The following is a 23,333-nucleotide window of genomic DNA, read 5'->3' on the forward strand; positions in this document are numbered from 1 at the left end:
CGTGTACCACAGGATCGGAGTCGTCGGGCTCGGCTACGTCGGCGTGACCCTCGCCGCCGCGCTGGCCGACAAGGGGTACGAGGTGCACGGCGTCGACACCCAGCCGGCGGTCCGCGAGGCGCTGGCCGCCGGCCGGCCGCACCTCTTCGAGCCCGGCATCGAGGAGGTGCTGCGCCGGCGGATCGGCCGCACGCTGCACGTCGCCGAGCACCTCCCCGCCGACCTCGACGCCGTCGTGCTCTGCGTCTCCACCCCCGTCGACCCGGCCGGCCACCGGGCCCGGCTGGAGAACCTGGCCGCCGCCGCCGAGGCGGTGGCCGCGCACTGCGACCCGCGCACCCTGGTGGTGGTCCGCAGCACCGTCCCGGTCGGCACCAGCCGCGCGGTGGTGCTGCCACCGCTGCTGGCCGCGTGGGGCGACGACGTACGGCTGGTGATGGCGCCCGAACGCACCATCCAGGGGCAGGCGCTGCGGGAACTGGTCGAGCTGCCCCAGGTGGTCGGCGGCCGGGACGCCGCGAGCCTGGAGGCGGGGCTGGAGTTCTTCGCCGGGCTGGCCCGCCAGCTCGTGCCGGTCTCCGGTCTGGAGGCGGCGGAGCTGGTGAAGCTCGCCAACAACTGCCACACCGACCTGATCTACTCCTACGGCAACGAGGTGGCGCTGATCGCCGAGACGCACCGGCTGGACCCCCTGGAGGTGATCCGGGCCGCCAACCTGGACTACCCCCGGCCGGACCTGAGCCGTCCCGGCTACGTCGGCGGGGGATGCCTTTCCAAGGATCCGTACCTGTTGATGGAGAGCGCCGGGGACCGCCCGCCCTTCCTGGTGGGCGCGGCGCGGCGGCTCAACGAGCACCTGCCCGTGCACGTCGCCGAGCGGGTGCTCCACCTGCTGCGCCAGGACCGCGGCGAGCTGCGCGGCGTCCGGCTGGCGGTGCTCGGCTGGGCGTACAAGGGCTGGCCGGCCACCGACGACATGCGGGGCACCCCGGTGACCACGATGCTGCCGGTCTTCGCCGCCGCCGGCCTGACCGTGCTCGGCCACGACCCCATGGTCACCGACGAGGTGATCGCCCGGCACGGCGGCCAGCCCACCAGCCTGGACAAGGCGTTCGCCGAGGCCGACGCCGTGCTGGTGCTCAACGACCACCCCGACTACCGGGCGCTCCCGGTCGGCACGCTGCTGCCCGGCACGCCGGTGCGGCTGGTCTTCGACTCGTGGCGGATCTTCGACGAGGCGGCAGTCCGCTCGGCCGGCGTGCGCTACGCCGGCATCGGCTACCTGCCCGCCGACGGCGTGCCACCCGCCCCCCGACCGGCCGGCCGCCCGGCCCCGAGCGCGACGGTGCCGGCCTGATGCGCGCGCTGGTGCTCGGCGGGGCCGGGTTCATCGGACTGCACCTGGTCGAGCGGCTGGTCGCCGACGGCCACGCGGTCACCGTCGTGGACGACTTCTCCCGGGGCCGCGACGACGACCGGATCGCCGGGCTGCGGGACACCGGCGCGGTGGACGTACGCTCGGCCGACCTGACCGTGCCGGCCGCGTGGGACCGGCTGCCGGACGACGTCGACCAGGTGTACCTGCTGGCCGCCGTGGTCGGGGTGCGCAACGTCGAGGCCGATCCGGCCCGGGTGCTGCGGGTCAACACGCTCACCGCGGCGCACCTGGTGGACTGGCTCCGCCCCGGCCCGCGAATCTTCTTCAGCTCCACCAGCGAGGTGTACGCCGGTGGCGTGGACGCCGGGCTGGTGCCCGTGCCCACCCCGGAGGACGTACCGGTCACCATCGCCGAGGTGTCCTCGCCCCGGCTGGCGTACGCGATCAGCAAGCTGGCCGGCGAGGCGCTGCTGCTGCACGGCGCCCGGGCCCGGGGCTGCGAGGTGGTGGTCGGCCGGTTCCACAACGTCTACGGCCCGCGGATGGGGACCGACCACGTGATCCCGGAGATGGCCCTGCGGGCGATGGCCGGCGAGGACCCGTTCCGGATCTGGGGCGCCGACCAGTTCCGCGCCTTCTGCCACGTCGACGACGCGGTGGAGGCGGTGGTCCGGTTGATGGGCGTCCCGGCCGCCGCCGGGCAGATCGTGCACATCGGCAACGACAGCGAGCAGACCAACATCGCCGACTTGGCGAAGCTGGTGCTGCGGCTGGCCGGCGTGGCGCCGGACGTGGTGCACCTGCCCGCGCCGGCCAACTCGGTGCGGCGGCGCTGCCCGGACCTGACCCGGCTGCGACAGCTGACCGGGTTCGAGCCGGCCGTGCCACTGGAGGAGGGTGTGCGGCGCACCCTCGACTGGTACCGGGGCTGGTTCGCCAGCGCGCCCGACCGGGCCGAGGCGCCGCACGGAGGGACACCGTCATGAAGGTCGTGGTGACCGGCGGAGCCGGTTTCATCGGCTCCAACCTGGTACGCGAGTTGGCCGGGACCCCCGGGGTGAGTCGGATCGTGGTGGTCGACGACCTCTCCACCGGCTCCCTGGACAACCTCCCGGACGACTCCGTCGAACTCCTGGTCGGCTCCATCCTGGACCCGGACCTGCTCGACGAGGCCGTCGTCGGCGCGGACTCGGTGGTCCACCTGGCCGCCCTGGGCTCGGTGCCGCGCTCCATCGAGGACCCGATGCGCAGCCACCACGCCAACGCCACCGGCACCCTGACCGTGCTGGAGGCGGTCCGCCGCCACGGTGTCCCGCAGATCGTGCTGGCTTCCTCGTCGTCGGTGTACGGGGACCATCCCGTGCTGCCCCGCCAGGAGACGCAGCGCCCGATGCCGGTGAGCCCGTACGCGGTCTCCAAGCTCGCCACCGAGTCGTACGCGCGGGCGTACGCCGCCTGTTTCGGTCTGCGCGTGCTGCCGTTCCGGTTCTTCAACGTCTTCGGGCCGAGGCAGCCCGCCGACCACGCGTACGCCGCGGTGGTGCCCCGGTTCGTCTCGGCCGCCCTGGACGGGCGACCGCTGCACGTGCTCGGCGACGGTCGGCAGACCCGGGACTTCACCTACGTGGGCAGCGTCACCGGGGTGATCGCCGACGCGATCGTGCGCCGGCTGCACGCCCCGGACGTGGTCAACCTGGCGTTCGGCCGGCGGATCTCGCTGCTGGAGCTGATCGGCGAGCTGGAGGCCGTGCTGGGCCGCCACCTGACGGTGGAGTACGGGCCGGTGCGGCCCGGTGACGTCCGGGACTCGCAGGCCGACTACGCACGGCTGCGCCAACTCTTCCCCGACGCGCGCCAGTATCCGTTGCGGGCGGCACTCGAGTCGACGGTCGACTGGATGTCCGGGCTGCTGCCCGTCAACCACTGACGTGGCGACGTCGCGCCACCGGGCCACCGCGACGCGTCCCGCCCGGCCGGCCGCGGCGGTAGGGTCCGCCGGCGAGCCGACCGCGGATCCGCTCGACCATGGTTCGGCCCGCAGTCGTCGGCTGCTGACCGGGGTGGTCACCGCGGGGCTGGCCAAGGGGGGTGGCCTCCTGGTGCCGGTGCTGCTCATCCCGGTGTCGCTGGACCGCCTGGGCGCGGAGCGTTACGGGCTCTGGATGGCGGTGCTGGCGCTCACCGGGATGGCCACCTTCGCCGACCTGGGCCTGGGCACCGGACTGATGACCAAGCTGGCCCCCTGCTACGCCGACGGGGACACGGCCCGGGCGCGCGGCTACGTCTCCACCGCGTACGCGCTGCTGACGGCGGTGGCGGCGCTGGCCTGTGCGCTGCTGTGGCTGCTGGCCGGACTGGTGCCGTGGACGTCGGTGTTCAACGTGGCGGGGGCGGTGAGCGCGGGGGAGACCCGGGACGTGGTGCTGGTCTGCCTGACCGCGTTCCTGCTGAACATCCCGCTGTCGCTGATCGTCCGGGTGCAGTACGCGTACCAGCAGGTGGGGGCGAGCAACCTGTGGCAGGGGGCGGGCGCCCTGGTCACCGTCCCGCTGGTCCTGCTCGTCGTGCACAGCGCGCTGCCGCCGCTGGCCGTGGTCGTCGCGACGGCGGCGGGACCGCTGCTGGCCAACGTCGCGGCGAGCGTCTGGGTCTACGGCCGGCGGATGCCCGGGCTGCGCCCCCGACTCGGCGCGGTCGACCGGCGGCGGACGGCGTCGCTGCTGCGGCTCAGTGGGCTGTTCTTCCTGATCACGATCCTGACCAGCGTGTCCTACAACGTCGACAACCTGATCGTCGCGCACACGCTGGGGCCGCAGAGCGTCACGGCGTACGCCGTGCCGGCGAAGGTGGCCTCGCTGCTCGGGATCATGGTCACCATGATCAACCTACCGCTCTGGTCGGCCAACGGCGACGCGCTGGCCCGGGGCGACCTGGCCTGGGTGCGGCGGATGGTGCGCAGGATGGTCACCCTCTCCGTGCTGGCCACCGTGGTGCCGGCGGTCTGCCTGGTGGTCGCCGGTGACTGGATCTTCGCGGCCTGGCTCCCGGTGTCGCTCGGCGAGACCCGTTGGCTGCTCGCCGGGCTCGCGTTGTGGTTCCTGCTGCTCGGCGCCTTCTCGGCGCTGATGATGGTGCAGAACGCCGCCGGGGTGCTCCGCCCGCAACTGGTCGGACTGGTCCTCTACCTCGTCGTCTCCGTGGCGGCCAAGTGGTACGCCGCCGGCGCGTACGGGCTGGTGGCCGTGCCGTTCGTCGGCGCGGTGACGTACGCGCTCACCGTGCTCCCCGCCGGCATCTACGGCTACCGCCGCACGCTCGCCCGGTACGAGGGCGCGGGCCCGACCGCCGACGGCGGTGCGGGTCCGGCGGGTCGGCGGCGGGGCGGCCGGCACCGCCGCCCGCAGGCCGCCGGGCGGCGGGGCGCGGCGGTGTCGTCACCCGGGTTGGGTCGTTGAGCCGGACAGGGGACGCGCAGGCGTCGACATCGGAACGGGGCGGAATCGCGATGGACGTGACCGGGCGGCCGGGATGGGTGGCCATCGTCGGACCCTTCCTCTTCCCGTGGGGGCAGGCGAGCTCCCGCCGGGTGTACGGGATCGCCGGCTCGCTGGCCGCGGCGGGTCGGCACGTGGTGGTGGCGAGCGGGGAGCACGGACCGGCGCTGACCCCGCTGACCGACGTGGACGGGCCGGGCTCGGTCTCCTACCTAGGTCTGGGCGAGATTCCGCCACCCGGCGCCGCGAAGGTCGACAAGGCGCTGCGCTGGTGGGTCACCTGGGGCGCCCGGACCGTGCGCTGGCTGGACGCCCAGCCGGCGAGCCCGTCACACGTGGTGCTCTACGGCGGCGAGACGCCCTACGCGGCGCACCTGCGGCGGTGGTGCCGCCGCAACCGGGTGCCGCTCGTGGTCGACGTCGTCGAGTGGTACAGCCCCAAGCAGGTGCCGGGCGGCCGGCTCGGGCCGCAGTACCTCAGCGCCCAGCTCGCCCTGAACTACCACTACGCCCGCTGCGACGGGGTGATCGCGATCAGCTCGTACCTCGGCGAGCACTACCGGCGGCACCGCCGCCCGGTGCTGCGGATCCCGCCCACGCTCGACGTGCGGTCGCTGGCCGTCGGGGAACCGGGGGACGACGGCCGGCTCCGCCTGGCGTACGCGGGGGACCCCGGCCGCAAGGACCTGCTCGCCACGATCGTGCGGGCGGTCGAGCGGGTCGACCCGACCGGCCGGCGGATCGAGCTGCGGATCATCGGCCCCGGCCCGCAGCAGGTGGCGGGGATGCTCGGCGGCGGGCCGCTCCCGCCCGGGGTGCGGGTGCTGGGGCGGCTGCCGCAGCAGGAGGTGCCGGCCACGTTGCAGGCCGCGGACTTCAGCGTTCTGGTGCGTCCGGTGGAACGGTTCACCCGGGCCGGTTTCCCGACGAAGTTCGCGGAGAGCCTGGCCAACGGGACGCCGGTGATCGCCAACCTCACCAGCGACCTGGGCCGCTACCTGACCGACGGGGTCGAGGGTCTGGTCTGCCGGGACAACTCGGTGCAGGCGCTCGGGGAGGCCCTGGGCCGGGCGCTGCGGCTCGGCGCCGCCGAGCGCGGCGACATGCGGGCGGCGGCCCGCCGGCAGGCGATCCGGTCCTTCGACTTCCGGGCCTACGCCGAGCCGCTCGGCACGTTCCTGGACGCGGTCGGGCGGCCGTGAGGGGCGCGGTGATTAGTCCCATTTGCGTTTCTTACTCCGGCTGACCTCGTTGATCCGGAGGGTGCGTCGACACGACCGGCAGGCGCGGAGCCGACCGGTGGAGCAGGGGGAGTCACCGATGGACGCCACGACAGCGGGACGCCGGGTCCTGATCACCGGCGGCACCGGATCGTTCGGCCGGACCATGACCCGACGTCTGCTCGACCGGGGGGTCGCCGAGGTGCGGGTGCTCAGCCGGGACGAGGCGAAGCAGGACGCCATGCGACGCACGATCGGCGACGACCGGGTGCGCTACCACATCGGTGACGTCCGGGACTACGACAGCGTGCTGCGGGCCACCCGGGGGGTGGACTTCGTCTTCCACGCCGCGGCGCTCAAACAGGTGCCGTCCTGCGAGTTCTTCCCGCTCGAGGCGGTCCGCACCAACATCCTCGGCAGCGGGAACGTCATCGAGGCGGCCACCCGCAACGGTGTCGGGTCGGTGGTGGTGCTCAGCACCGACAAGGCCGTCCACCCGATCAACGCCATGGGCATGAGCAAGGCGATGATGGAGAAGGTGGCCCAGGCGCACGCCCGCAACGACCCGCGCAGCGCCACTGTCGTCTCCTGCGTCCGGTACGGCAACGTCCTGTACTCCCGTGGCTCGGTGGTCCCGCTCTTCATCGAGCAGGTCCGGGCCGGCGCCGTGCCGACCGTCACCGACCCCGGCATGACCCGCTTCCTGATGTCGCTGGCCGAATCGGTCGAACTCGTGGAACACGCCTTCCGGCATGCCCGAGCGGGTGACGTCTTCGTCCGCAAGGCCGCCGCCTGCACCATCGGTGACCTGCTGACCGCCGTGTGCCAGCTCTTCGACGTCCCGGCCAAGTACGACGTGATCGGCGTGCGGCACGGTGAGAAGCAGGCGGAGACGCTGGCCAGCCGCGAGGAGCTGGCCCGCGCGGAGGACTTCGGCGACTTCTACCGGGTCCCGGTCGACGCCCGCGACCTCAACTACGCGCCGTACGTCACCGAGGGCGACTTCGGGGTACGCGACACCGAGGACTTCACCTCCGCCAACGCGCCGCGTCTCGACGTACCGCAGATCGTCGCCCTGCTGCGGACGCTGCCGGAGGTCCGCGCGGAGCTGGCGTTGCGCGACGGGGCCCTGACGCCGTGAGGGTGGCCCTCACCGGAGCCGACGGTTTCCTCGGCTGGCACGCCCAGGTGCTCGTCCGCGCGCTCGGCTGGCCCGCGCCGACCCTGATCGGCCGCGCCGACCTGGCGGACCCGGCCGTGACCGCCGGCAAGCTCCACGGGGTCGACCGCGTGCTGCACCTCGCCGGTGTCAACCGGGGCACCCCGCAGGAGGTGGCGACGGGCAACACGGCGCTCGCCGAGGCCCTCGCCCGCGCGCTGCGCCGCTGCGCGGAACCGCCGAAGAGCGTGGTGTACGCCAACTCCACCCAGGCCGGCAACGGCACCCCCTACGGCGACTCGAAGGCGGCGGCGGCGGCGATCCTGGCCGGCGCCGCGGGCGGCTGCCAGCTCGTCGACGTCCACCTGCCGAACCTGTACGGCGAGCACGGGCGGCCGTTCTACAACTCGGTCACCGCCACCTTCTGCCGGCTGCTCGCCGACGGCGGCGCCCCCGAGGTGCACGACGACCGCGAGCTGGACCTGGTCCACGTCACCGACGCCGCGGCCCGCCTGCTCGACGCGCCGCCCACCGGCACGTGGGACGCCTCGATGCCGGCCCTGCGGATCGGCGTACGCGCCCTGGCCGACCGGCTGGCCGACTTCGCGGCGACCTACCGGGGCGCCGAGATCCCGGCCCTGCCGGACCGGCACGACGTCCGGCTCTTCAACACCTACCGGTCGCACCTGTTCCCCACCGGCTGCCCGATGCCCCTGGTACGCCGCTCGGACCACCGGGGCGACCTGGTCGAGACGGTCCGGTCGCGGGGGGCGGGGCAGACCTTCTGCTCGACCAGCCATCCCGGCGTCACCCGCGGATCCCACTTCCACCTGGCCAAGGTGGAGCGGTTCGCGGTGCTGCGCGGGCGGGCCGAGATCAGGCTGCGCCGGGTCGGTCACCGGCAGGTGCACCGCTTCCCGGTCGGCGGGGAGAACCCGGTCGTGGTGGACATGCCGACCATGTGGGCGCACGACATCACCAACACCGGCGACGACGAGTTGCTGACCCTCTTCTGGACCAACGAGCTGTTCGACCCGGCCCGACCGGACACCTGCCCCGAGCCCGTCACCGAGGTGCCGGCCGCGTTGTGACCAGGTCACCGACCGGATCGACCGTACGACGCGGAGGTGCGTTATGACCCGGGTGATGACGGTGGTCGGTACCCGACCGGAGATCATCCGACTGTCCCGGGTGCTCGATCGCCTGGACCACACCGTGGACCACACCCTGGTCCACACCGGGCAGAACTGGGACGCGGCCCTGTCGGACGTCTTCTTCAGCGACCTGCGGCTGCGCGAGCCCGACCGCTTCCTGCGGGTGGACACCACGTCGTTGGGGCGGGTGCTCGGTGGGGTGCTGACCGGGGTGGAGACCGCGATCGACGAGCTGCGGCCGGACGCGCTGCTGGTGCTCGGGGACACGAACAGCTGCATCGCGGCGCTGATGGCCCGCCGGATGCGGGTGCCGGTCTACCACATGGAGGCCGGCAACCGCTGCTTCGACCTGAACGTCCCGGAGGAGACCAACCGGAAGCTGGTCGACCACGTCGCCGACTTCAACCTGGTCTACACCGAGCACGCCCGGCGGAACCTGCTCGCCGAGGGGCTGCACCCCCGGCGGATCCTGCACACCGGATCACCGATGCGGGAGGTTTTGGAGCACCACCGGGCGGACATCGACCGGTCGACCGTGCTCGACCGGCTGGAGCTGACGCCCGGCCGCTACTTCGTGGTGAGCGCCCACCGGGAGGAGAACGTCGACGCCCCCGACCGGCTGCGCCGCCTGCTGGACTGCCTGCGGGCCGTCCGGGACACCTGGGGCCTGCCGGTGCTGGTCTCCACGCATCCGCGTACCCGCAAGCGGCTGGAGGCGGTCAGCGCGGACGGCACCGTGCTCGACGGCATCGCCTTCCACGAGCCGTTCGGCTTCTTCGACTACGTCCGGCTGCAGACCCGGGCGTACTGCACGCTCTCGGACAGCGGCACCATCAGCGAGGAGGCGGCCATCCTGGGCTTCCCGGCGGTGACCCTGCGGGAGTCGATCGAACGCCCGGAGGCGCTCGACGCCGGCGGCATCATCATGACCGGCCTCGACCCGGCCGGCGTGGTGGAGGCGGTACGCGTCACCACCGCGCAGGTCGCCGCGGACGGGGTGCCCTGCCCGGTCGACTACCGGGTCACCGACACCTCGCGCCGGGTGGTCGACTTCATCCTGTCCACGGTCCGCCGGCACCACGACTGGGCCGGGATCCGACGCCGGCCATAGGCAGGCCCGGCCCGAGGCGTCCGTCCCGGGCGGTACGGTCGGGCGCCTCCCGGGCCAGCAGCACCACGAGCGCCAGCGGCGCGGCGTACTTGAGCAGGAAGTCGAGCAGGTTGTCCAGGTCCGCGCCGTTGGCGTTGACCAGGGCCCAGGCCATCGGCGCCAACAGCTTGGGCACCAGGTCGACGCCCTGCCGGGCGGACTCGTAGTAGTCACCGACGAAGCGGACCACCAGACCGAACGCGGCGAAGGCGAGCAGGCCGCCGACCAGGCCGAAGTTGAGCATCCCCTCGCCGGCCATGCCGTACACCTTGCTGGACGGCCCCTCCCCGGCCGTGTACAGCGGGTTGTAGAGCACCCGGGAACCCACGTCGACCTTCGTCTCGACGCCGGTCGGCCTGATCGACCTGGGGATGTAGCGCAGCACCGCCGACAGGTAGGTGACCCCGGAGACGGGTTCGAAGTCGCTGTGCAGCTGCCGGTACAGGATGACCGACTGGATGTCCGCCCGGCCCAGGTCCTCGGTCAGCAGCAGGGGCAGGTCCCGGCCGGTCTGGGACTCGACCGACGAGGCCCGGCCCGTGGCGCCGAACTCCTTGACCGCGTCGACGCCTCCGCTCTTGTAGAAGCCGTAGACGTACATGAAGGCGAAGACGATCAGGGCGACCACGGCGAGCGGCCGGCGACCGATCCGCCGGACGGTGAGGTGGATCATGATCAGGCAGAGCAGGATCGGCCAGAGGGTGGTGCTCCGGCTGCCCTTCAACCCACCCACGAAGAACTGCGTCAGGGTCAGCGCCAGCATCAGCAGGATCGTCAGGGCGGCGCTGCGGCTCAGCGCCCGGCGCCACCGCACCAGCGCGAGCGCGAAGATGATGGTGGGGAACGCCTCGGCGACGATGATGAAGGAACCCATGCCGGTCAGGTCCGGTTGGTGGACGCGGTCGGTCATGGCGGCCACGAAACCGGAGACGCCGCCGAACATGACCACCTCGTAGCCGAAGGTGGCGAGGCTGAACAGGGCGGCCACCGTACCGATGAGATAGAACGCCCCCGGGTTGAGTCGGCGGCCGGGTCCCTGCCGGCGGCCCCTGGCCCGGCGTGGGACCGCCAGCACCAGCCGGTAGATGCTCAGGCCCACGACGTTCAGCACCGCGAACGCGCCGATCGCGTCCGGCCAGTACGGCGCGTCGTAGATGTCGGCGGACCACGTGTTCAGCGAGATGTGCAGGACCGGCGCCACGTAGAGGAACTGGAAGCCGAGCAGGCCGGCGCAGGCCCGGGGCTCGAAGACGTCCGTGCCGGGGCGGAACCAGCGGACCACGTCGACGCCGATGAGCATGCCGCTGAGCGTCAACGGCACCATGAGCCAGTGCCGCAGGTTCGGCACCCAGAGCACCAGGACGAGACCGAGTACGGCCACCAGGGCCGTGGCGATGATCCCGTCCGAGGCGGAGCGCCGTCGTGGAGGGGGCGGGGCCTGGCCGGGCAGTGCCGTCCGGACGGGGACGAGGGGTGGGGCGGTCGGTGCCGTCACGCGGTCTTCTCCTGGTGTGGGACTGGGCTGCGGTGTTCCTCGGCGCTGGTCCGGTCGACCCGCCACAGGGCCCGCCACTGCCGTACGGCGGTGTCGAGGGTGAACGGCGAGGCGTTCAGGGCGCGGCGCAGGTGATCGCGGCTCGCCGCGTCCGTGCCGGCCCGGTCGAGCGCGGCCCGGGCCCAGGCGTCGGCCCCGGCGGCGAGTGGCACCAGGGTCAGGCCGTCGACCAGACCGACCATCTCCCGCAGGCAGGGCAGGTCGTTCGCCACCACCGGCACCCCTGCGGCGAGCGCCTCCAGGAGCACCCCCGGCAGCCCCTCGCGGTGCGAGGGCAGCAGCAGCACGTCCACCGCGGCCAGCAGGGAGCCGATCTCGTCGACCTCGCCGGCGAGGGTCACCCGGGGGTCCGCACCGATCGCGGGATCCGCCGCGCGCAGGTCGTCGGCGCCGCCCGGACCCGCGACGAGCAGCCGGGCCCCGGGGTCGTGCCGGCGGGCGGCCCGGTGCACGTCGACGAGGAAGGCCCGGTTCTTCTCCGGCGCCGCCCGGCCCAGGTAGCCGAGGACCGGCACGTCGTTCGGCAGGTTCCACCGCCGCCTGGCCGCCTCCCGGTCGCCGCCGGCGATCCGTCTGGTGTCGACGGTGTTGTAGAGCACCCGGTACCGCGGGTCGGTCGGACGGTCGCCGGCGAAGCGCAGCGACGCGAGGGTGACCCCGAGGACGTCGGTGGCGGTCCGGGCCAGCAACCACCGCAGCAGCGCCCGCTGGAGTCGCCGAGGTGGGCTGTCCGGCATCCCGTCGCCCTCGCTCCACATCCGCGACACCCGCACCGGTACGCCGCACAGGCGGGCGGCGAGCAGGACCACCGCACCGGCCAGGCTCACGTGGGCGACCACGACGTCCGGCCGCAGCGCCCGCAGTCTGCGCCAGATCCGGTACGCGAAGAACCCCCGCGGACTCACCGGACACTGCTCCACGGCGGCGCCGGTGGCGCGGAAGTCGTCGGCCAGCGATCCGGTCCAGCCGGCCAGGGTGACGAACGTCTGGTGTGCCTCGTCGGCCGGTACCGCGCGGCAGATGTCCAGCGAGACCGTCTCGGCGCCGCCCCGGTTGAGGCTGCCGACCACGTGCACGACCCGGACGGGTCGGGGGCGGCGGTCCGGACGTTCCCGGTGCTGCTGGTCGACCTGGCGCGGTCGGATGTCGACCGGTTCTGCGGTGGAAATGGGAGTTCTCCTCGTCGTGGGTCGGCGGTCAGGATCGTGGTGCCGAGAGCTGGCGGACACCGGTGGCGGCGTGCCGTGCCGTCGCCTCCCGGACGTCCCGGTAGAAGTGCTCGCGGCGCCCGGCCAGCACCGTGCGGGAGTACTCCCCGGCGCGGGCGAGATTGCGGGCGGAGGCGTCGGCCATCCGGACCCGGTCGGCGAGCATCCGGTGGATGGCGGTGGCCAGCGCCCCCGGGTCGTCGGGGGGCACCAGGTCGTCGGCCGGCAGCAGCTCGGGGATGCCACCGACCCGGGCGCCCACGGCCGGCAGGGCCCGGGCCATCGCCTCGACCAGCGCCCGGGGCAGGCCCTCGGTGCGCGACGGCATCACGAAGAGGTCCGCCCGGTCGAGCAGCGCCTGGAGCGGCGGCCCGGGTCGTACCCAGCCCGGGAACGACACGCGGTCGGCGACGCCCAGATCCGCGGCCAGTCGGACCAGCCGGTCCCGCATCCGGCCGGTGCCGGCGTGGACCAGGCGGATCCCCGGGTGGTCCACCGCCAGGCGGGGCAGTGCCTCGACGAGGGTGTCGATGCCCTTGTAGAGCTGCTCCAGTGAACCGACGGAGACGAGCGTGACCTGCGCCGGCGAAGGCTCGTCGTACCGGCGTGGGTGGGGCACGAAGGCCGCTTCGGGCAGTTCGATGTCGGAGACGGCCGTCATCCGCGTCGCGTCCGCCGCGGGGTAGCGCGCCTGGAGGTACGACCGGGTCACGTAACTGACGCCGACCGCGCCGCCGCACTCCCCCCGGAGCCGGGCGCGGTACAGCCGACGCAGCAGCGGCCGGGCCGGATGCCGTACGACACCGGGTGCGAACACGTCGTACGGGTCGCCCACCACCTGCACCCCGTACGGCAGCCCCTGACGTCGCCGCGCGCCCGCCAGGTGGGAGGCGAGGATCGAGGGCGCGCTGAGGATGACGGCGTCGTCCGGGTCGGCCGAGTCGGCGACCACCCGGGCGACCAGGGCGCGTTCCCGCAGGTACTGCCAGGGGCCGACGTAGTAGGGCACCGGCCACACCGACACCCCGTCCCCGTCGACCCGCAGGGAGCCCACCGGCGCCTCCGGGCGGTCGAGCACCCGCGCCACGACGCGGACGCTGGCGAAGACCGTGAGGTAGCGCCGCCAGATCGGGTAGTCGGGCTGGTGCTGGGTCCACACCCGACCGTCGGGTGTCCTGATGTAGCGGGATTCGTGTGTCACGACGACTCGCATGGCCTGCCCCCTCCGTCGAAGGAATGCCCGGTGACTCGGCCTGGCGGCCGAGGGAGCGCTACGACGGGTCCTCGTGGATCGGATCGGTTCGGTCCGCGGCGAGGGAATCCGCGAAAGTAATGTATCGGACTAACTGCCTCAAATGGTGTGATCGGCGACGGTTGCCACCGGGAGCCGGCACACCGACGGCGCTTCGCCGGCGGCTTCCCGCACCGCCCGGTAGAAGTCCTCCCGCCGTGGGGTCAGGGACTGGCGGGAGAAGTCCCGGGCCCGGGCCAGGTTGCGGGCCGACGCGGCGGCCATCCGGTCCGCGTCGCGCAGCATCCCGGCGATCGCCCGGCCCAACCCCCGCGGGTCGTCCGGCGGCACCAGATCCTCGGGGGCCAGCAGTTCCGGGATGCCGCCCACCCGGGTGCCCAGCGCCGGCAACCCCCGCGCCATCGCCTCGATCAGTGCCCGGGGCAGCCCCTCGGTACGGGAGGGCATGACGAACAGGTCGGCGTCGTCGAGGTGGGCGCGCAGTCGCGCACCCGGCGGTACGGTCCCGACGAACACCACCCGGTCGTCGACACCGAGCGCGCCGGCCAGGCGGCGGACCCGTGGCTCCAGCCGGCCACCCCCGACGTGGACCAGCCGGACCGGGACGCCGGCGTCCCGCAGCTCGGCCACCGCCGTGACGAGGGTGTCGACCCCCTTGTACATCTGCTCGATGACGCTGACCGTCACCAGCACGGGCACCCCGGTCCGGCGGTCAACGGCGTTGCGCGCCCGTGGCACGAACGCCTCCGGGGGGAGGTCGACGCTCGACAGGGCGGCGGTGGGCACGTCCGGCGACGGCGGGTACCGGTCCTGGAGGTAGGCCTCGGTGACGTACGACGCGGCGGCCGCCGAGGCGCACTCCTGACGCAGCCGGGCGGCGAACCGCCTCCGCAGCAGGGGCCGCAGCGGGTGGCCGGACGTCCCGGGGGCGAAGACGTCGTACGGGTCGCCCACGACCTCCACCGCGTAGCGGGCGCCCTGCCGGCGGCGCTGACCGGCCAGCATCGAGCCCAGGGTGGACGGTACCCGCAGGATCACCGCGTCCTCGGGGCGCGCCGCCTCGGCGATCGCCCGACGGACGGCCGACAACCGTTGCAGGTACTGCCGCGGACCGACGTAGTACGGCACCGGGTGCACCGTCACCCCGTCCCCGTCGACCGGCAACATGCCCTCGACCGTGGTCGACCGGTCGCGTACCCGGGCCACCACCCGGACCTCGTCGAAGGCGGTCAGGTACCGCTGCCAGATCCGGTAGTCCGGCACGTGCGGGACCCACACCCGGCCGTCGGGGGTCCGACTGAACCGGGACTCGGTCGTGACGACGACTCTCACCTGAGCGTTCTCCCTGCCTTCCGGCCCGGCCCGTCAGGACCGGCCTCCACGGTCTCGGGGCTCGGCCGGTTCCCCCCACGTGCCACCGGTCAGCCGTTGCGGACGAGGAACCGTTCGACGACGTCGAACAGCCGATCCCTCTTCTCGGCGCTGAGACCCGAACCGCTGGGCAGCGACAGTCCGGTGGCGAAGAGGGTGTCCGCCGCGCCGGTGACCACCGCGCGCCGGTGCGCGTGCACCGGTTGGCGGTGCATCGGCTTGAACATCGGGCGGGACTCGATGTCGTGCGCGGCCAGGTGCTCGCCCAGCTGCCCGACCCGCCAGCCGGCGCTGTCCGGGTCCACCACGATCGAGGTCAGCCAGCAGTTCGACCCCGGGTCCCCGTCGCCGAGGATCCGGGTGCCGGGTGCGGCGGAGAAGAGTTTGGCGTAGCGCTCGCGCAGGGCCCGCCGGCGCTCGATCATGCCGTCGAGGCGGCGCAGCTGCGCCCGGCCGAGGGCCGCGAGCAGGTTGCTGAGCCGGTAGTTGTAGCCGATCTCGCGATGCTCGTAGTGGGCGACCGGCTCCCGCGCCTGGGTGGAGAGCCAGCGCGCCCGGGCGATCAGGTCGGCGTCGTCGGAGACCAGCATCCCGCCGCTGGAAGTTGTCATGATCTTGTTGCCGTTGAAGGAGAAGACGCCGAGGCGGCCGAAGGTGCCGGCGTGCCGTCCCCGGTAGGTGGCGCCGATCGCCTGGGCCGAGTCCTCGATCAGCGGCACCCCGGCCTCCGCGCAGAGCGGGACCAGCCGCGCGTAGTCGGCGCAGCTGCCGTTGAGGTCGACGGCGAGGACGGCCGCCACCCGGCGGCCCTCCGCACGGAGCTGGTCGAACAGCTCCGGCAGCAGGTCGACGTCGAGGTTCCCGGTGCCCGGGACGCAGTCGACGAAGACCGGCTCGGCTCCGGTGTAGCTGACGGCGTTGCTGGTGGCGGCGAAGGTCAGCGTGGGGACGATCACCACGGTGCCCGGCCCGGCGCCGACACCCAGCAGCGCCAGGTGCAGTGCCGCGGTGCCGGAGCTGACCCCGACCGCGTGCCCGCTGCCCACCCGCAGCGCGACCTCCCGCTCGAAGGCGTCCAGGTCGGGGCCGGCCGGAGCCACCCAACCCGAGCGGATCGCGTGCAGGACGGCCGCTTCCTCGGTGGGGCCGATGTCGGGTGCCGAGAGGTGGATACGGCGGGTCACGGTCACCGGCGTCTCCACCCCGTCATGGCAGGTCGGTTCGGATACACATGGTGCTAACGCGCCGGATGTCCCTTGAGTGACGCGGGGGCGCGGCGGCGGTCACCGGGCGCGACGGGTCCGCGCGCCGTCGGCTGTTACTCTCCTGCCGGCCGTGGGGGCGTGCCCGGGCCCGAGGGGAGTGGGGACCGTGCTGCATCTGCGGGTGATCACCCCGACGGACCGTTCCGAGGCGGCCGCCGACCTGCTCGCCGCCGATCCCGGCGTCACGCACCTGGTGGTCCTGCCCGGTGTGGCCCGCCAGCCGGCCGGTGACCTGATCCTCTGCGACGTGGTCCGGGAACGCGCCGACGAGGTGCTGCGCGGCCTTCAGGACCTGGGTGTCGAGGCGCGCGGCGGGATCTCCGCCGACGACGTGGAACTGACCCTCTCCGCCTCGGCGGACCGGGCCGCCGAGGAGGCCCCCGGCAGCGGCGCGGACGCCGTGGTCTGGGACGAGGTCGCGGCCAAGACCGGCGAGCAGACGGAACTCTCCGGCACCTTCCTGGTGCTGATCGTCGTGGCCACCATGATCGCCGGCATCGGCGTCCTGCTCGACCAGCCCATCCTCATCGTCGGCGCGATGGTGGTCGGGCCGGAGTTCGGGCCCCTGGCGGCGCTCTGCGTGGCGCTGCTGCGCCGTAAGGGCCGGGTCGCCGTCCAGTCGGTGAAGGCCCTCGCGGTGGGCTTCCTGGCGGCGGCGGTGGCGACGGTGGTCAGCACCTGGGCGCTGGACGCCGCGGGCCTGGTCAGCCGGGAGATGCTGCTCGCCGAGCGGCCACTGACCGACTTCATCTGGCGGCCGGACGCGCTGTCCTGGGTGGTCGGCATCCTCGCCGGGATCGCCGGCATGCTCTCGCTGACCTCGAAGAAGTCCGGCTCACTGGTCGGCGTGCTCATCTCGGTCACCACCGTGCCGGCGGCGGCCAACGTCGCCGTGGCCGTCGCGTACCGGGTCTGGCACGAGGCGGCCGGTTCGGCGCTCCAACTGCTGATCAACCTGTGCGCCATCGTGCTGGCCGGGCTGGCCACGCTGGCCACCCAGCAGCTGTGGTGGCGATCGGTGGACCGCCGGGTCCGCCGGCAACTGGGGGGTGAGCGTGGCGCGCGGCCCGGCTCCGGGGTCAGTCCGGGTCGTCCCCGGCCGCGAGCCGGCGATCCAGCAGATCCCGCAGCGGAACCGAGTCCCCGTCCCGGCCGCCCTGCCCGATGACCAGCGGCGCCGGGGCCGGCCGCGGGTCGGCGCCGAACAGCCGGGCGCGCAGGCCGGCGGGGACCAGGAGCAGGTAGAACCGGCCCGCGGGATCCACCGCCCGCGTCCGGGCCCGGTCCAGGTACCAGCCGGTCAACCGGGTGCGGTAGCGCCCACGACCGTCGTAGGACGAGGCGGACAGCCGGGTGGTGGGCAGGCCGCGCCGGGTCGCCTCGGCGGCGAACCGGGCCACCAGCTCGGCCGCCTCCGCCTGCTCGGCGGCTCGGGCCCGCTCCTGCGCCTCGGCGTGCGCGCGTACCGCGTGGCGCTGCCGCTCCCGCCACTCGCGGCCGTCGTCCTCACCCACGCACCCGACGGTACGCGCGAGGCGAAGGCCGCGTCACGGCGGCTGCTCCCCGCCGGCGCCTCGCCGGGCCCGCCCCGACGGCCCCAGCGGGCCGCCGGGGGCGGGCTGGGCTCAGGCGAGCCCGGCGCGCCGCAGCGCCTCCGCCATCTCGCTGTTGGCCGGCGCGGGCGCGCCCCGACCCTGGCGCTGCGGGGAACCACCGCGGTCACCCCCGGCGCCGCCCTGCCCGCCGCGCGAGCCCGAGCCGCCCTGCCCGCCGCGCGAGCCCGCGCCGCCCTGCCCGCCCCGCGAGCCCGAGCCGCCCTGCCCGCCGCGCGAGCCCTCCTGCCCGGCCCGGGGGCCGCCGCGCGTACCGCGGTCGCCGCCACCCGCGCCGGGGGCGCCGGCGCCCTGGTCCGGTCGGGGGGCGCGCTCGCGGCGACCACCGCCGGCCGCGGGCCGGCCGCCGTCCGTGGCCGGCTCGTCGTCCAGCCGCAGGGTCAACGAGATCCGCTTGCGGGCCGCGTCCACGTCGAGCACCTTGACCCGGACCACGTCGCCGGACTTCACCACGTCGCGCGGATCCTTCACGAAGGTGTGCGACATCGCCGAGACGTGCACCAGGCCGTCCTGGTGCACGCCGACGTCGACGAACGCCCCGAACGCGGCCACGTTGGTCACCACGCCCTCCAGCAGCATGCCCGGCGTCAGGTCGCCGATCTTCTCCACCCCCTCGACGAAGGTGGCGGTGCGGAACTCCGGCCGCGGGTCGCGGCCCGGCTTCTCCAGCTCGGCCAGGATGTCGGTGACGGTGGGCAGGCCGAACTTCTCGTCGACGAAGTCGGTGGCCCGCAGCCCGCGCAGGATCGCCGACCTCCCGATCACCGAGCGGAGGTCCTGCCCGGTGCTGGTCAGGATCCGCCGCACCACCGGGTACGCCTCGGGGTGCACGCTGGAGGAGTCCAGCGGGTCGTCGCCGCCGGGGATGCGCAGGAAGCCGGCGCACTGCTCGAACGCCTTCGGTCCGAGCCGGGCCACCTTCTTCAGCTCGGAGCGGGTGCGGAACGGACCGTTGGCGTCCCGGTGCAGGACGATGTTCTCGGCCAGCCCGGCGCCGATGCCGGAGACCCGGGTGAGCAGCGGCGCGGAGGCGGTGTTGACGTCCACGCCGACCGCGTTGACGCAGTCCTCCACGACCGCGTCCAGCGACCGGGAGAGCTTCACCTCGGACAGGTCGTGCTGGTACTGCCCGACGCCGATCGAGCGCGGGTCGATCTTGACCAGCTCGGCGAGCGGGTCCTGGAGGCGGCGGGCGATGGAGACCGCACCCCGCAGCGACACGTCCAGGCCGGGCAGCTCCTGCGAGGCGTACGCGGAGGCGGAGTAGACCGACGCGCCGGCCTCGGAGACCATCACCTTGGTCAGCGTGAGCTCCGGGTGCCGCTTGATCAGGTCCGCGGCGAGCTTGTCGGTCTCCCGGCTGGCGGTGCCGTTGCCGATGGCGACCAGCTCGACGCCGTACGCCCCGGCCAGCTTCGCCAGGGTGTCGACGGAGGCGTCCCACTGCCGGCGCGGCTCGTGCGGATAGATCGTGTCGGTGGCGACCACCTTGCCGGTCGCGTCGACCACGGCCACCTTCACCCCGGTGCGCAGGCCCGGGTCCAGGCCCATCGTGGCCCGGGTGCCGGCCGGCGCGGCGAGCAGCAGGTCGCGCAGGTTGGTGGCGAAGACCCGCACCGCCTCCTCCTCGGCCGCCTGCCACAGCCGCATCCGCAGGTCCGCGCCGAGGTGGATGAGGATCCGGGTACGCCAGGCCCAGCGCACCGTGTCCGCCAGCCACCTGTCCGCCGGCCGCCCCTGGTCGGTGACGCCGAAACGACCGGCGATCGCCGCCTCGTAGCGGGTCGGGCCGGTGACCACGGCGTCGGAGTCGCCCTCGGCCTCCGGGTCCATGGTCAGGTCGAGCACGCCCTCTTTCTCGCCCCGGAACATCGCCAGGATCCGGTGCGAGGGCAGCTTCGGGTACGGCTCGGCGAAGTCGAAGTAGTCGGCGAACTTGGCGCCGGCGGCCTCCTGGCCGTCGCGTACCCGGGAGACCAGCCGGCCCCGCGACCACATCTGCTCGCGCAGCGTGCCGATCAGGTCGGCGTCCTCGGCGAACCGTTCGATCAGGATGTGCCGGGCGCCCTCCAGCGCGGCGGCGGCGTCGGCTACACCCCTGTCGGCGTCCACGAACCCGGCAGCCGCGCCCCGGGGATCCTGCGTCGGGTCGGTCAGCAGGGTGTCCGCCAGCGGCTCCAGCCCGGCCTCGCGGGCGATCTGCGCCCGGGTCCGCCGCTTGGGCTTGTACGGCAGGTAGATGTCCTCCAGCCGGGACTTCGAGTCGGCCGCCATGATCTGCGCTTCCAGGGCCTCGTCGAGCTTGCCCTGACCGCGGATCGACTCCAGCACCGCGGCCCGCCGCTCGTCCAGCTCGCGCAGGTAGCGCAGCCGCTCCTCGAGGGTGCGCAGCTGCGCGTCGTCGAGCAGGCCGGTGGCCTCCTTGCGGTAGCGGGCGATGAACGGCACGGTGGCACCGCCGTCGAGCAGCTCCACGGCCGCCCGCACCTGGCGTTCGGCGACGCCGAGCTCGTCGGCGATGCGCTGGTGAACAGACTGGGTCACGATCTTGATCCGCCTTCGCTCTGGGTTCCGTGCCCGATTCTGCCGCATGCAAGGAGGGGCCCCTTCTTAACGCCTGGCGTTGTACAAGGGCCCCTTGTTAACAGCGGCGGCGACCGAGGGCGCACGCCGTCCGGCTATCGTGGCGATCATGGAACAACCTGCGGATCCGCGGGCCCGACGGCTCTTCGGCGGCAGCGCCCGGGCGCTCGGCGACCTCGCCACCGGCCCGTTCCGCGCCGACCGGGACCGGATCGTCGGGTCACCCTTCTTCGCCCGCCTCAACGGCGTCACCCAGGTGATCAGTCCGGGCGGCTCCGGCCTGCTGGTGCACAACCGGCTCACCCACAGCCTCAAGGTGGCGCAGGTGGCCCGGGCCATCGCCGAACGGCTCACCGCCGACGAGGAGGTCCGGGGCGTCCTGGAGAAGCTGGGCGGCTGCGACCCGGACGTGGTGGAGGCCGCCGCCCTCGCCCACGACCTCGGGCACCCGCCCTTCGGGCACCTGGGGGAGCGGGTCCTGGACCGGCTGGCCCGGCAGCGGCTCGGCCTCACCGACGGGTTCGAGGGCAACGCGCAGTCGTACCGGATCGTCACCAGCACCGAGATCCGGGGCGCCGCCACCACCGGGCTCGACCTCACCGCGGCGGTCCGCGCGGCGATGCTGAAGTACCCGTGGACCCGGCTGGACCACCCGGACCCGCACCCGCGCACCATGGACCCGCCGCCGCGCGGCGCGACCCCGCCTCCGGACGACCCGGAGAGCGGCTCGTCGAAGTTCGGGGCGTACCGCACCGAGCTGGACGACCTGCGGCAGGCCCGGGAGCCGTTCGCCGGGCGGATCGCCGACTGGCAGCAGACCGTCGAGGCGTCGATCATGGACACCGCCGACGACATCGCGTACGCCATCCACGACGTGGAGGACTTCTACCGGGTCGGGGTGCTCCAGCAGGGTGCGGTGGCCGCCGAGCTGATGGCCTGGCAGCGCGACGTCGGGCACCTCCGCACCGCCACCGACGGTGGCCTGGACTCCGGCGGCCGGCGGCCGGGCGCGGCGATCGAACGGCTGCGCCGCCAGCTGCACCGCAAGGACGCCTGGGTCGCCGACGACGAGGCGTTCGCCGCCGCCGTGGAACACGTCCGGCAGGAGCTGGTGGAGGGGCTGCTCGCCTCGCCGTTCGACGGCTCGATCGAGGCCGAGCAGTACGTGGCCCGCTTCTCCGCCCGCTGGTCCACCCGGTTCGTCGAGTCGATCCGGGTGACCACCGACCCGAACGTCCGCTCCGGGCACGTGCTGCTGGCCGACGCCCAGTGGCACGAGGTGCAGGTGCTCAAGTTCGTCCACCACCGGTTCGTGCTGGCCCGCCCCGACCTGGCCCTGCACCAGCGCGGCCAGGCCCGGCTGCTCGGCACCCTGGTCGAGGCGCTGTGGGAGTGGCTGCTGGATCCGGAGGAGTCGTCCCGGCTACCGCGCCGGCTGCACGACCTGGTGGAGCTGGCGGAGGCGGAGCTGCACCCGCGTACCCCGGACCGGATCGGCAAGGCCCGGGGGCGGGCCATCGTCGACTTCGTCGCCCAGCTCACCGACGGGCAGGCGGTGGCCATGCAGGACGCGCTGTCCGGCCGCTCCGGCGCGCTCTGGACCGACGCCTTCGTGCTCTAGGGACGGACCGCCGGTCGCGCCGGCTCCGGCGTCACGGCCGCCTCGATCACGTCGGCCAGCGCGACGGCCGCGTCCCGGCTGTCGAACCGCTCGACGACCCGGCGCCGGCTGCGTCGCGCGCGTTCGGCCAGCGCGCCGCTGCTCCATTCCGCGTGGGCGAGCAGCAGGGCGGAGAGCAGCGCGGGTACGTCCCCGCGCGGGACCACCCAGCCGCTGTGGGCGTCGACGGTCTCGGGGAGCCCGCCGGCGTCGCTGACGATGCTGGGCACACCCATCGCGCCGGCCTCGAGCGCCGAGCCGTGGTTCTCCGACATCGACGGCGCGACGCTGAGGTCCGCGGCCAGATAGCAGGGGCGTACGTCGGAGACCGAGGTCAGCCAGCTGACCGAGGGGTTCTCCGCCACCCGGAACCGGTCCAGCAGGGCGTGCCGGTGCGCCTCGCCGGCCTCGCCCCAGCCGGCCCCGACCAGGAGCAGGTGCGCGTCGGGCCGTTGGGCCGAGAACTGCCCCCAGGCGGCCAGGAGGACGTCGTGGCCCTTGATGCCGATGCCCTGGTGGACGAGGCGTCGGGGCGGATAGACGTAGGCCACCATGATCACCACGAACGCGGCCGGCGGCAGGCCCAGCTCGGCTCGTGCCTTCGCCTGCCGCTCCCGGTGGTCCCGGTCCGGCGGCGGCGCGAAGCGGTCGGTGTCCGTGCCGTAGGGCACCACGGGCCGGCGTGCCGGGGGGCAGCCGAGGCGGCCGTAGAACTCGGAGGTGAAGCGGGCGCCGCAGACGGTCACCGTGTCCAGTCGCCACAGTGCCCGTTCGGCCCGGCGGATCAGCGGGGACTCCAGGTAGAGCGGGCCGGCCACCATGTGCACCCGCCGCAGCCGGCGGCCCAGGGTGGTGAGCCGCGCCGCCAGCGCCGAGGCGTAGAGGTGGTAGAGGACGACGTCCGGCCGCACCCCGCGCAGCAGCCGGCGCAGCCGGAGCAGGCCGCGGATGGTGGCCCACCTCGGCGCGAAGCCGAACGAGAACGGCGAGGGGAGCACCGGGAAGCCGCGCTGGCGCAGTTCCCGGGTCAGGCGTCCGTCGCCCGGCGGCAGGATGGCCAGCACCTCGTGTCCGCGCCGGCGAAGCTCCTCCAGCTGCGGAACGACCCACAGCCCGCCCTCGTTGGTCTTCAGGAGCAGAGCGATTCTCATCGGTGTTCGCCGGAGCCCTTCGTGCCGGGGCCGGGACCGGGCAACCTGGCCGGTCGCCGTACCTCTCAGACATTTGCACCTTTAGGTGCTTATGGCCAAATATAGGGCCCGACCAGCCTC

Annotated in this window: 18 protein-coding genes; 10 read left to right on the plus strand and 8 right to left on the minus strand. The window is 73.9% G+C overall.

The features are described from left to right. The first annotated feature begins 1 nt into the window (after position 1). From GA0070564_RS18160 to wecB, 8 genes are all read left to right on the plus strand, one after another. Complete coding sequence (locus GA0070564_RS18160; protein ID WP_176730728.1) at positions 2-1,357, plus strand: nucleotide sugar dehydrogenase; 1,356 nt, start codon at positions 2-4, stop codon at positions 1,355-1,357. Next, entirely contained in the window at positions 1,357-2,364 is a 1,008-nt protein-coding gene (locus tag GA0070564_RS18165) for an NAD-dependent epimerase/dehydratase family protein (protein WP_091609864.1), read from the plus strand. The genes GA0070564_RS18160 and GA0070564_RS18165 overlap by 1 nt, the downstream gene beginning before the upstream one ends. Beyond that, positions 2,361-3,305 carry an NAD-dependent epimerase/dehydratase family protein gene (locus GA0070564_RS18170; RefSeq protein WP_091609865.1) on the plus strand — a complete coding sequence of 315 codons (945 nt, stop codon included), beginning with the start codon at positions 2,361-2,363 and terminating at the stop codon, positions 3,303-3,305. Before GA0070564_RS18165 ends, GA0070564_RS18170 begins: the two co-directional genes overlap by 4 nt. 1 nt (position 3,306) lies before the next feature. Next, a complete protein-coding gene (locus GA0070564_RS18175; protein ID WP_176730729.1) occupies positions 3,307-4,833 on the plus strand; it encodes a lipopolysaccharide biosynthesis protein in 1,527 nt (508 codons plus the stop codon). Between the two features lie 50 nt (positions 4,834-4,883). Then, the gene (locus GA0070564_RS18180) at positions 4,884-6,074 is read left to right on the plus strand and encodes a glycosyltransferase (RefSeq protein WP_091609866.1); all 1,191 of its coding nucleotides are present in this window, start codon (positions 4,884-4,886) and stop codon (positions 6,072-6,074) included. A 118-nt stretch (positions 6,075-6,192) separates the two neighbouring features. Beyond that, entirely contained in the window at positions 6,193-7,233 is a 1,041-nt protein-coding gene (locus GA0070564_RS18185) for a polysaccharide biosynthesis protein (protein WP_091609867.1), read from the plus strand. A 2-nt stretch (positions 7,234-7,235) separates the two neighbouring features. Continuing rightward, positions 7,236-8,342 (plus strand): polysaccharide biosynthesis C-terminal domain-containing protein, encoded by a 1,107-nt coding sequence (locus GA0070564_RS18190; RefSeq protein WP_245670099.1) that lies wholly within the window; start codon positions 7,236-7,238, stop codon positions 8,340-8,342. 55 nt (positions 8,343-8,397) lie between these two features. Continuing rightward, entirely contained in the window at positions 8,398-9,516 is a 1,119-nt protein-coding gene (wecB, locus tag GA0070564_RS18195) for a non-hydrolyzing UDP-N-acetylglucosamine 2-epimerase (RefSeq protein WP_245670100.1), read from the plus strand. Here wecB and GA0070564_RS18200 read toward each other — a convergent pair. The 5 genes from GA0070564_RS18200 to GA0070564_RS18220 all read right to left on the minus strand — a co-directional run bounded on the left by GA0070564_RS18200 (position 9,458) and on the right by GA0070564_RS18220 (position 16,131). Continuing rightward, positions 9,458-11,050 carry a hypothetical protein gene (locus tag GA0070564_RS18200; RefSeq protein WP_091609870.1) on the minus strand — a complete coding sequence of 531 codons (1,593 nt, stop codon included), beginning with the start codon at positions 11,048-11,050 and terminating at the stop codon, positions 9,458-9,460. The two genes, wecB and GA0070564_RS18200, sit on opposite strands and share 59 nt — an antisense overlap. After that, positions 11,047-12,180, minus strand: a complete 1,134-nt coding sequence (locus tag GA0070564_RS18205) for a glycosyltransferase family 4 protein (protein ID WP_176730730.1) — start codon at positions 12,178-12,180, stop codon at positions 11,047-11,049. Before GA0070564_RS18205 ends, GA0070564_RS18200 begins: the two co-directional genes overlap by 4 nt. A gap of 127 nt (positions 12,181-12,307) precedes the next feature. Further along, positions 12,308-13,519, minus strand: a complete 1,212-nt coding sequence (locus tag GA0070564_RS18210) for a glycosyltransferase (RefSeq protein ID WP_141714812.1) — start codon at positions 13,517-13,519, stop codon at positions 12,308-12,310. Between the two features lie 150 nt (positions 13,520-13,669). Continuing rightward, positions 13,670-14,902, minus strand: coding sequence for a glycosyltransferase family 4 protein (locus tag GA0070564_RS18215; protein ID WP_091609873.1), 1,233 nt, complete (start codon positions 14,900-14,902; stop codon positions 13,670-13,672). An 89-nt stretch (positions 14,903-14,991) separates the two neighbouring features. Further along, entirely contained in the window at positions 14,992-16,131 is a 1,140-nt protein-coding gene (locus GA0070564_RS18220; RefSeq protein ID WP_342672561.1) for a DegT/DnrJ/EryC1/StrS family aminotransferase, read from the minus strand. A 181-nt stretch (positions 16,132-16,312) separates the two neighbouring features. Here GA0070564_RS18220 and GA0070564_RS18225 point away from each other — a divergent pair, with 181 nt between their 5' ends. Further along, on the plus strand, positions 16,313-17,374 hold the full coding sequence (locus GA0070564_RS18225) for a DUF389 domain-containing protein (protein ID WP_091610319.1): 1,062 nt from the start codon (positions 16,313-16,315) through the stop codon (positions 17,372-17,374). Here GA0070564_RS18225 and GA0070564_RS18230 read toward each other — a convergent pair. Continuing rightward, complete coding sequence (locus GA0070564_RS18230) at positions 17,286-17,720, minus strand: hypothetical protein (protein ID WP_091609874.1); 435 nt, start codon at positions 17,718-17,720, stop codon at positions 17,286-17,288. The two genes, GA0070564_RS18225 and GA0070564_RS18230, sit on opposite strands and share 89 nt — an antisense overlap. Positions 17,721-17,831: 111 nt before the next feature. Then, a complete protein-coding gene (locus GA0070564_RS18235) occupies positions 17,832-20,363 on the minus strand; it encodes a Tex family protein (RefSeq protein WP_091609875.1) in 2,532 nt (843 codons plus the stop codon). A 148-nt stretch (positions 20,364-20,511) separates the two neighbouring features. Between GA0070564_RS18235 and GA0070564_RS18240 the strand changes: the two genes are divergently transcribed. After that, positions 20,512-22,023, plus strand: coding sequence for a deoxyguanosinetriphosphate triphosphohydrolase family protein (locus tag GA0070564_RS18240; protein WP_091610322.1), 1,512 nt, complete (start codon positions 20,512-20,514; stop codon positions 22,021-22,023). On the opposite strand, the gene GA0070564_RS18245 is transcribed toward GA0070564_RS18240, so the two are convergent. Continuing rightward, a complete protein-coding gene (locus GA0070564_RS18245) occupies positions 22,020-23,213 on the minus strand; it encodes a glycosyltransferase (protein ID WP_091609876.1) in 1,194 nt (397 codons plus the stop codon). The genes GA0070564_RS18240 and GA0070564_RS18245 overlap by 4 nt on opposite strands. Between the last annotated feature and the right edge of the window lie 120 nt (positions 23,214-23,333).

The sequence above is a fragment of the Micromonospora mirobrigensis genome (assembly GCF_900091555.1).
GTDB classification, from domain to species: domain Bacteria; phylum Actinomycetota; class Actinomycetes; order Mycobacteriales; family Micromonosporaceae; genus Micromonospora; species Micromonospora mirobrigensis.

What these genes read in the sequence shown, in the direction of transcription:
- GA0070564_RS18165 (WP_091609864.1), top strand. Translation starts at nt 1,357, where the DNA reads ATGCGCGCGCTGGTGCTCGGCGGGGCCGGGTTCATCGGACTGCACCTG.
- GA0070564_RS18170 (WP_091609865.1), top strand. Translation starts at nt 2,361, where the DNA reads ATGAAGGTCGTGGTGACCGGCGGAGCCGGTTTCATCGGCTCCAACCTG.
- GA0070564_RS18180 (WP_091609866.1), top strand. Translation starts at nt 4,884, where the DNA reads ATGGACGTGACCGGGCGGCCGGGATGGGTGGCCATCGTCGGACCCTTC.
- GA0070564_RS18185 (WP_091609867.1), top strand. Translation starts at nt 6,193, where the DNA reads ATGGACGCCACGACAGCGGGACGCCGGGTCCTGATCACCGGCGGCACC.
- wecB (WP_245670100.1), top strand. Translation starts at nt 8,398, where the DNA reads ATGACGGTGGTCGGTACCCGACCGGAGATCATCCGACTGTCCCGGGTG.
- GA0070564_RS18240 (WP_091610322.1), top strand. Translation starts at nt 20,512, where the DNA reads ATGGAACAACCTGCGGATCCGCGGGCCCGACGGCTCTTCGGCGGCAGC.
- GA0070564_RS18245 (WP_091609876.1), bottom strand. Translation starts at nt 23,213, where the DNA reads ATGAGAATCGCTCTGCTCCTGAAGACCAACGAGGGCGGGCTGTGGGTC.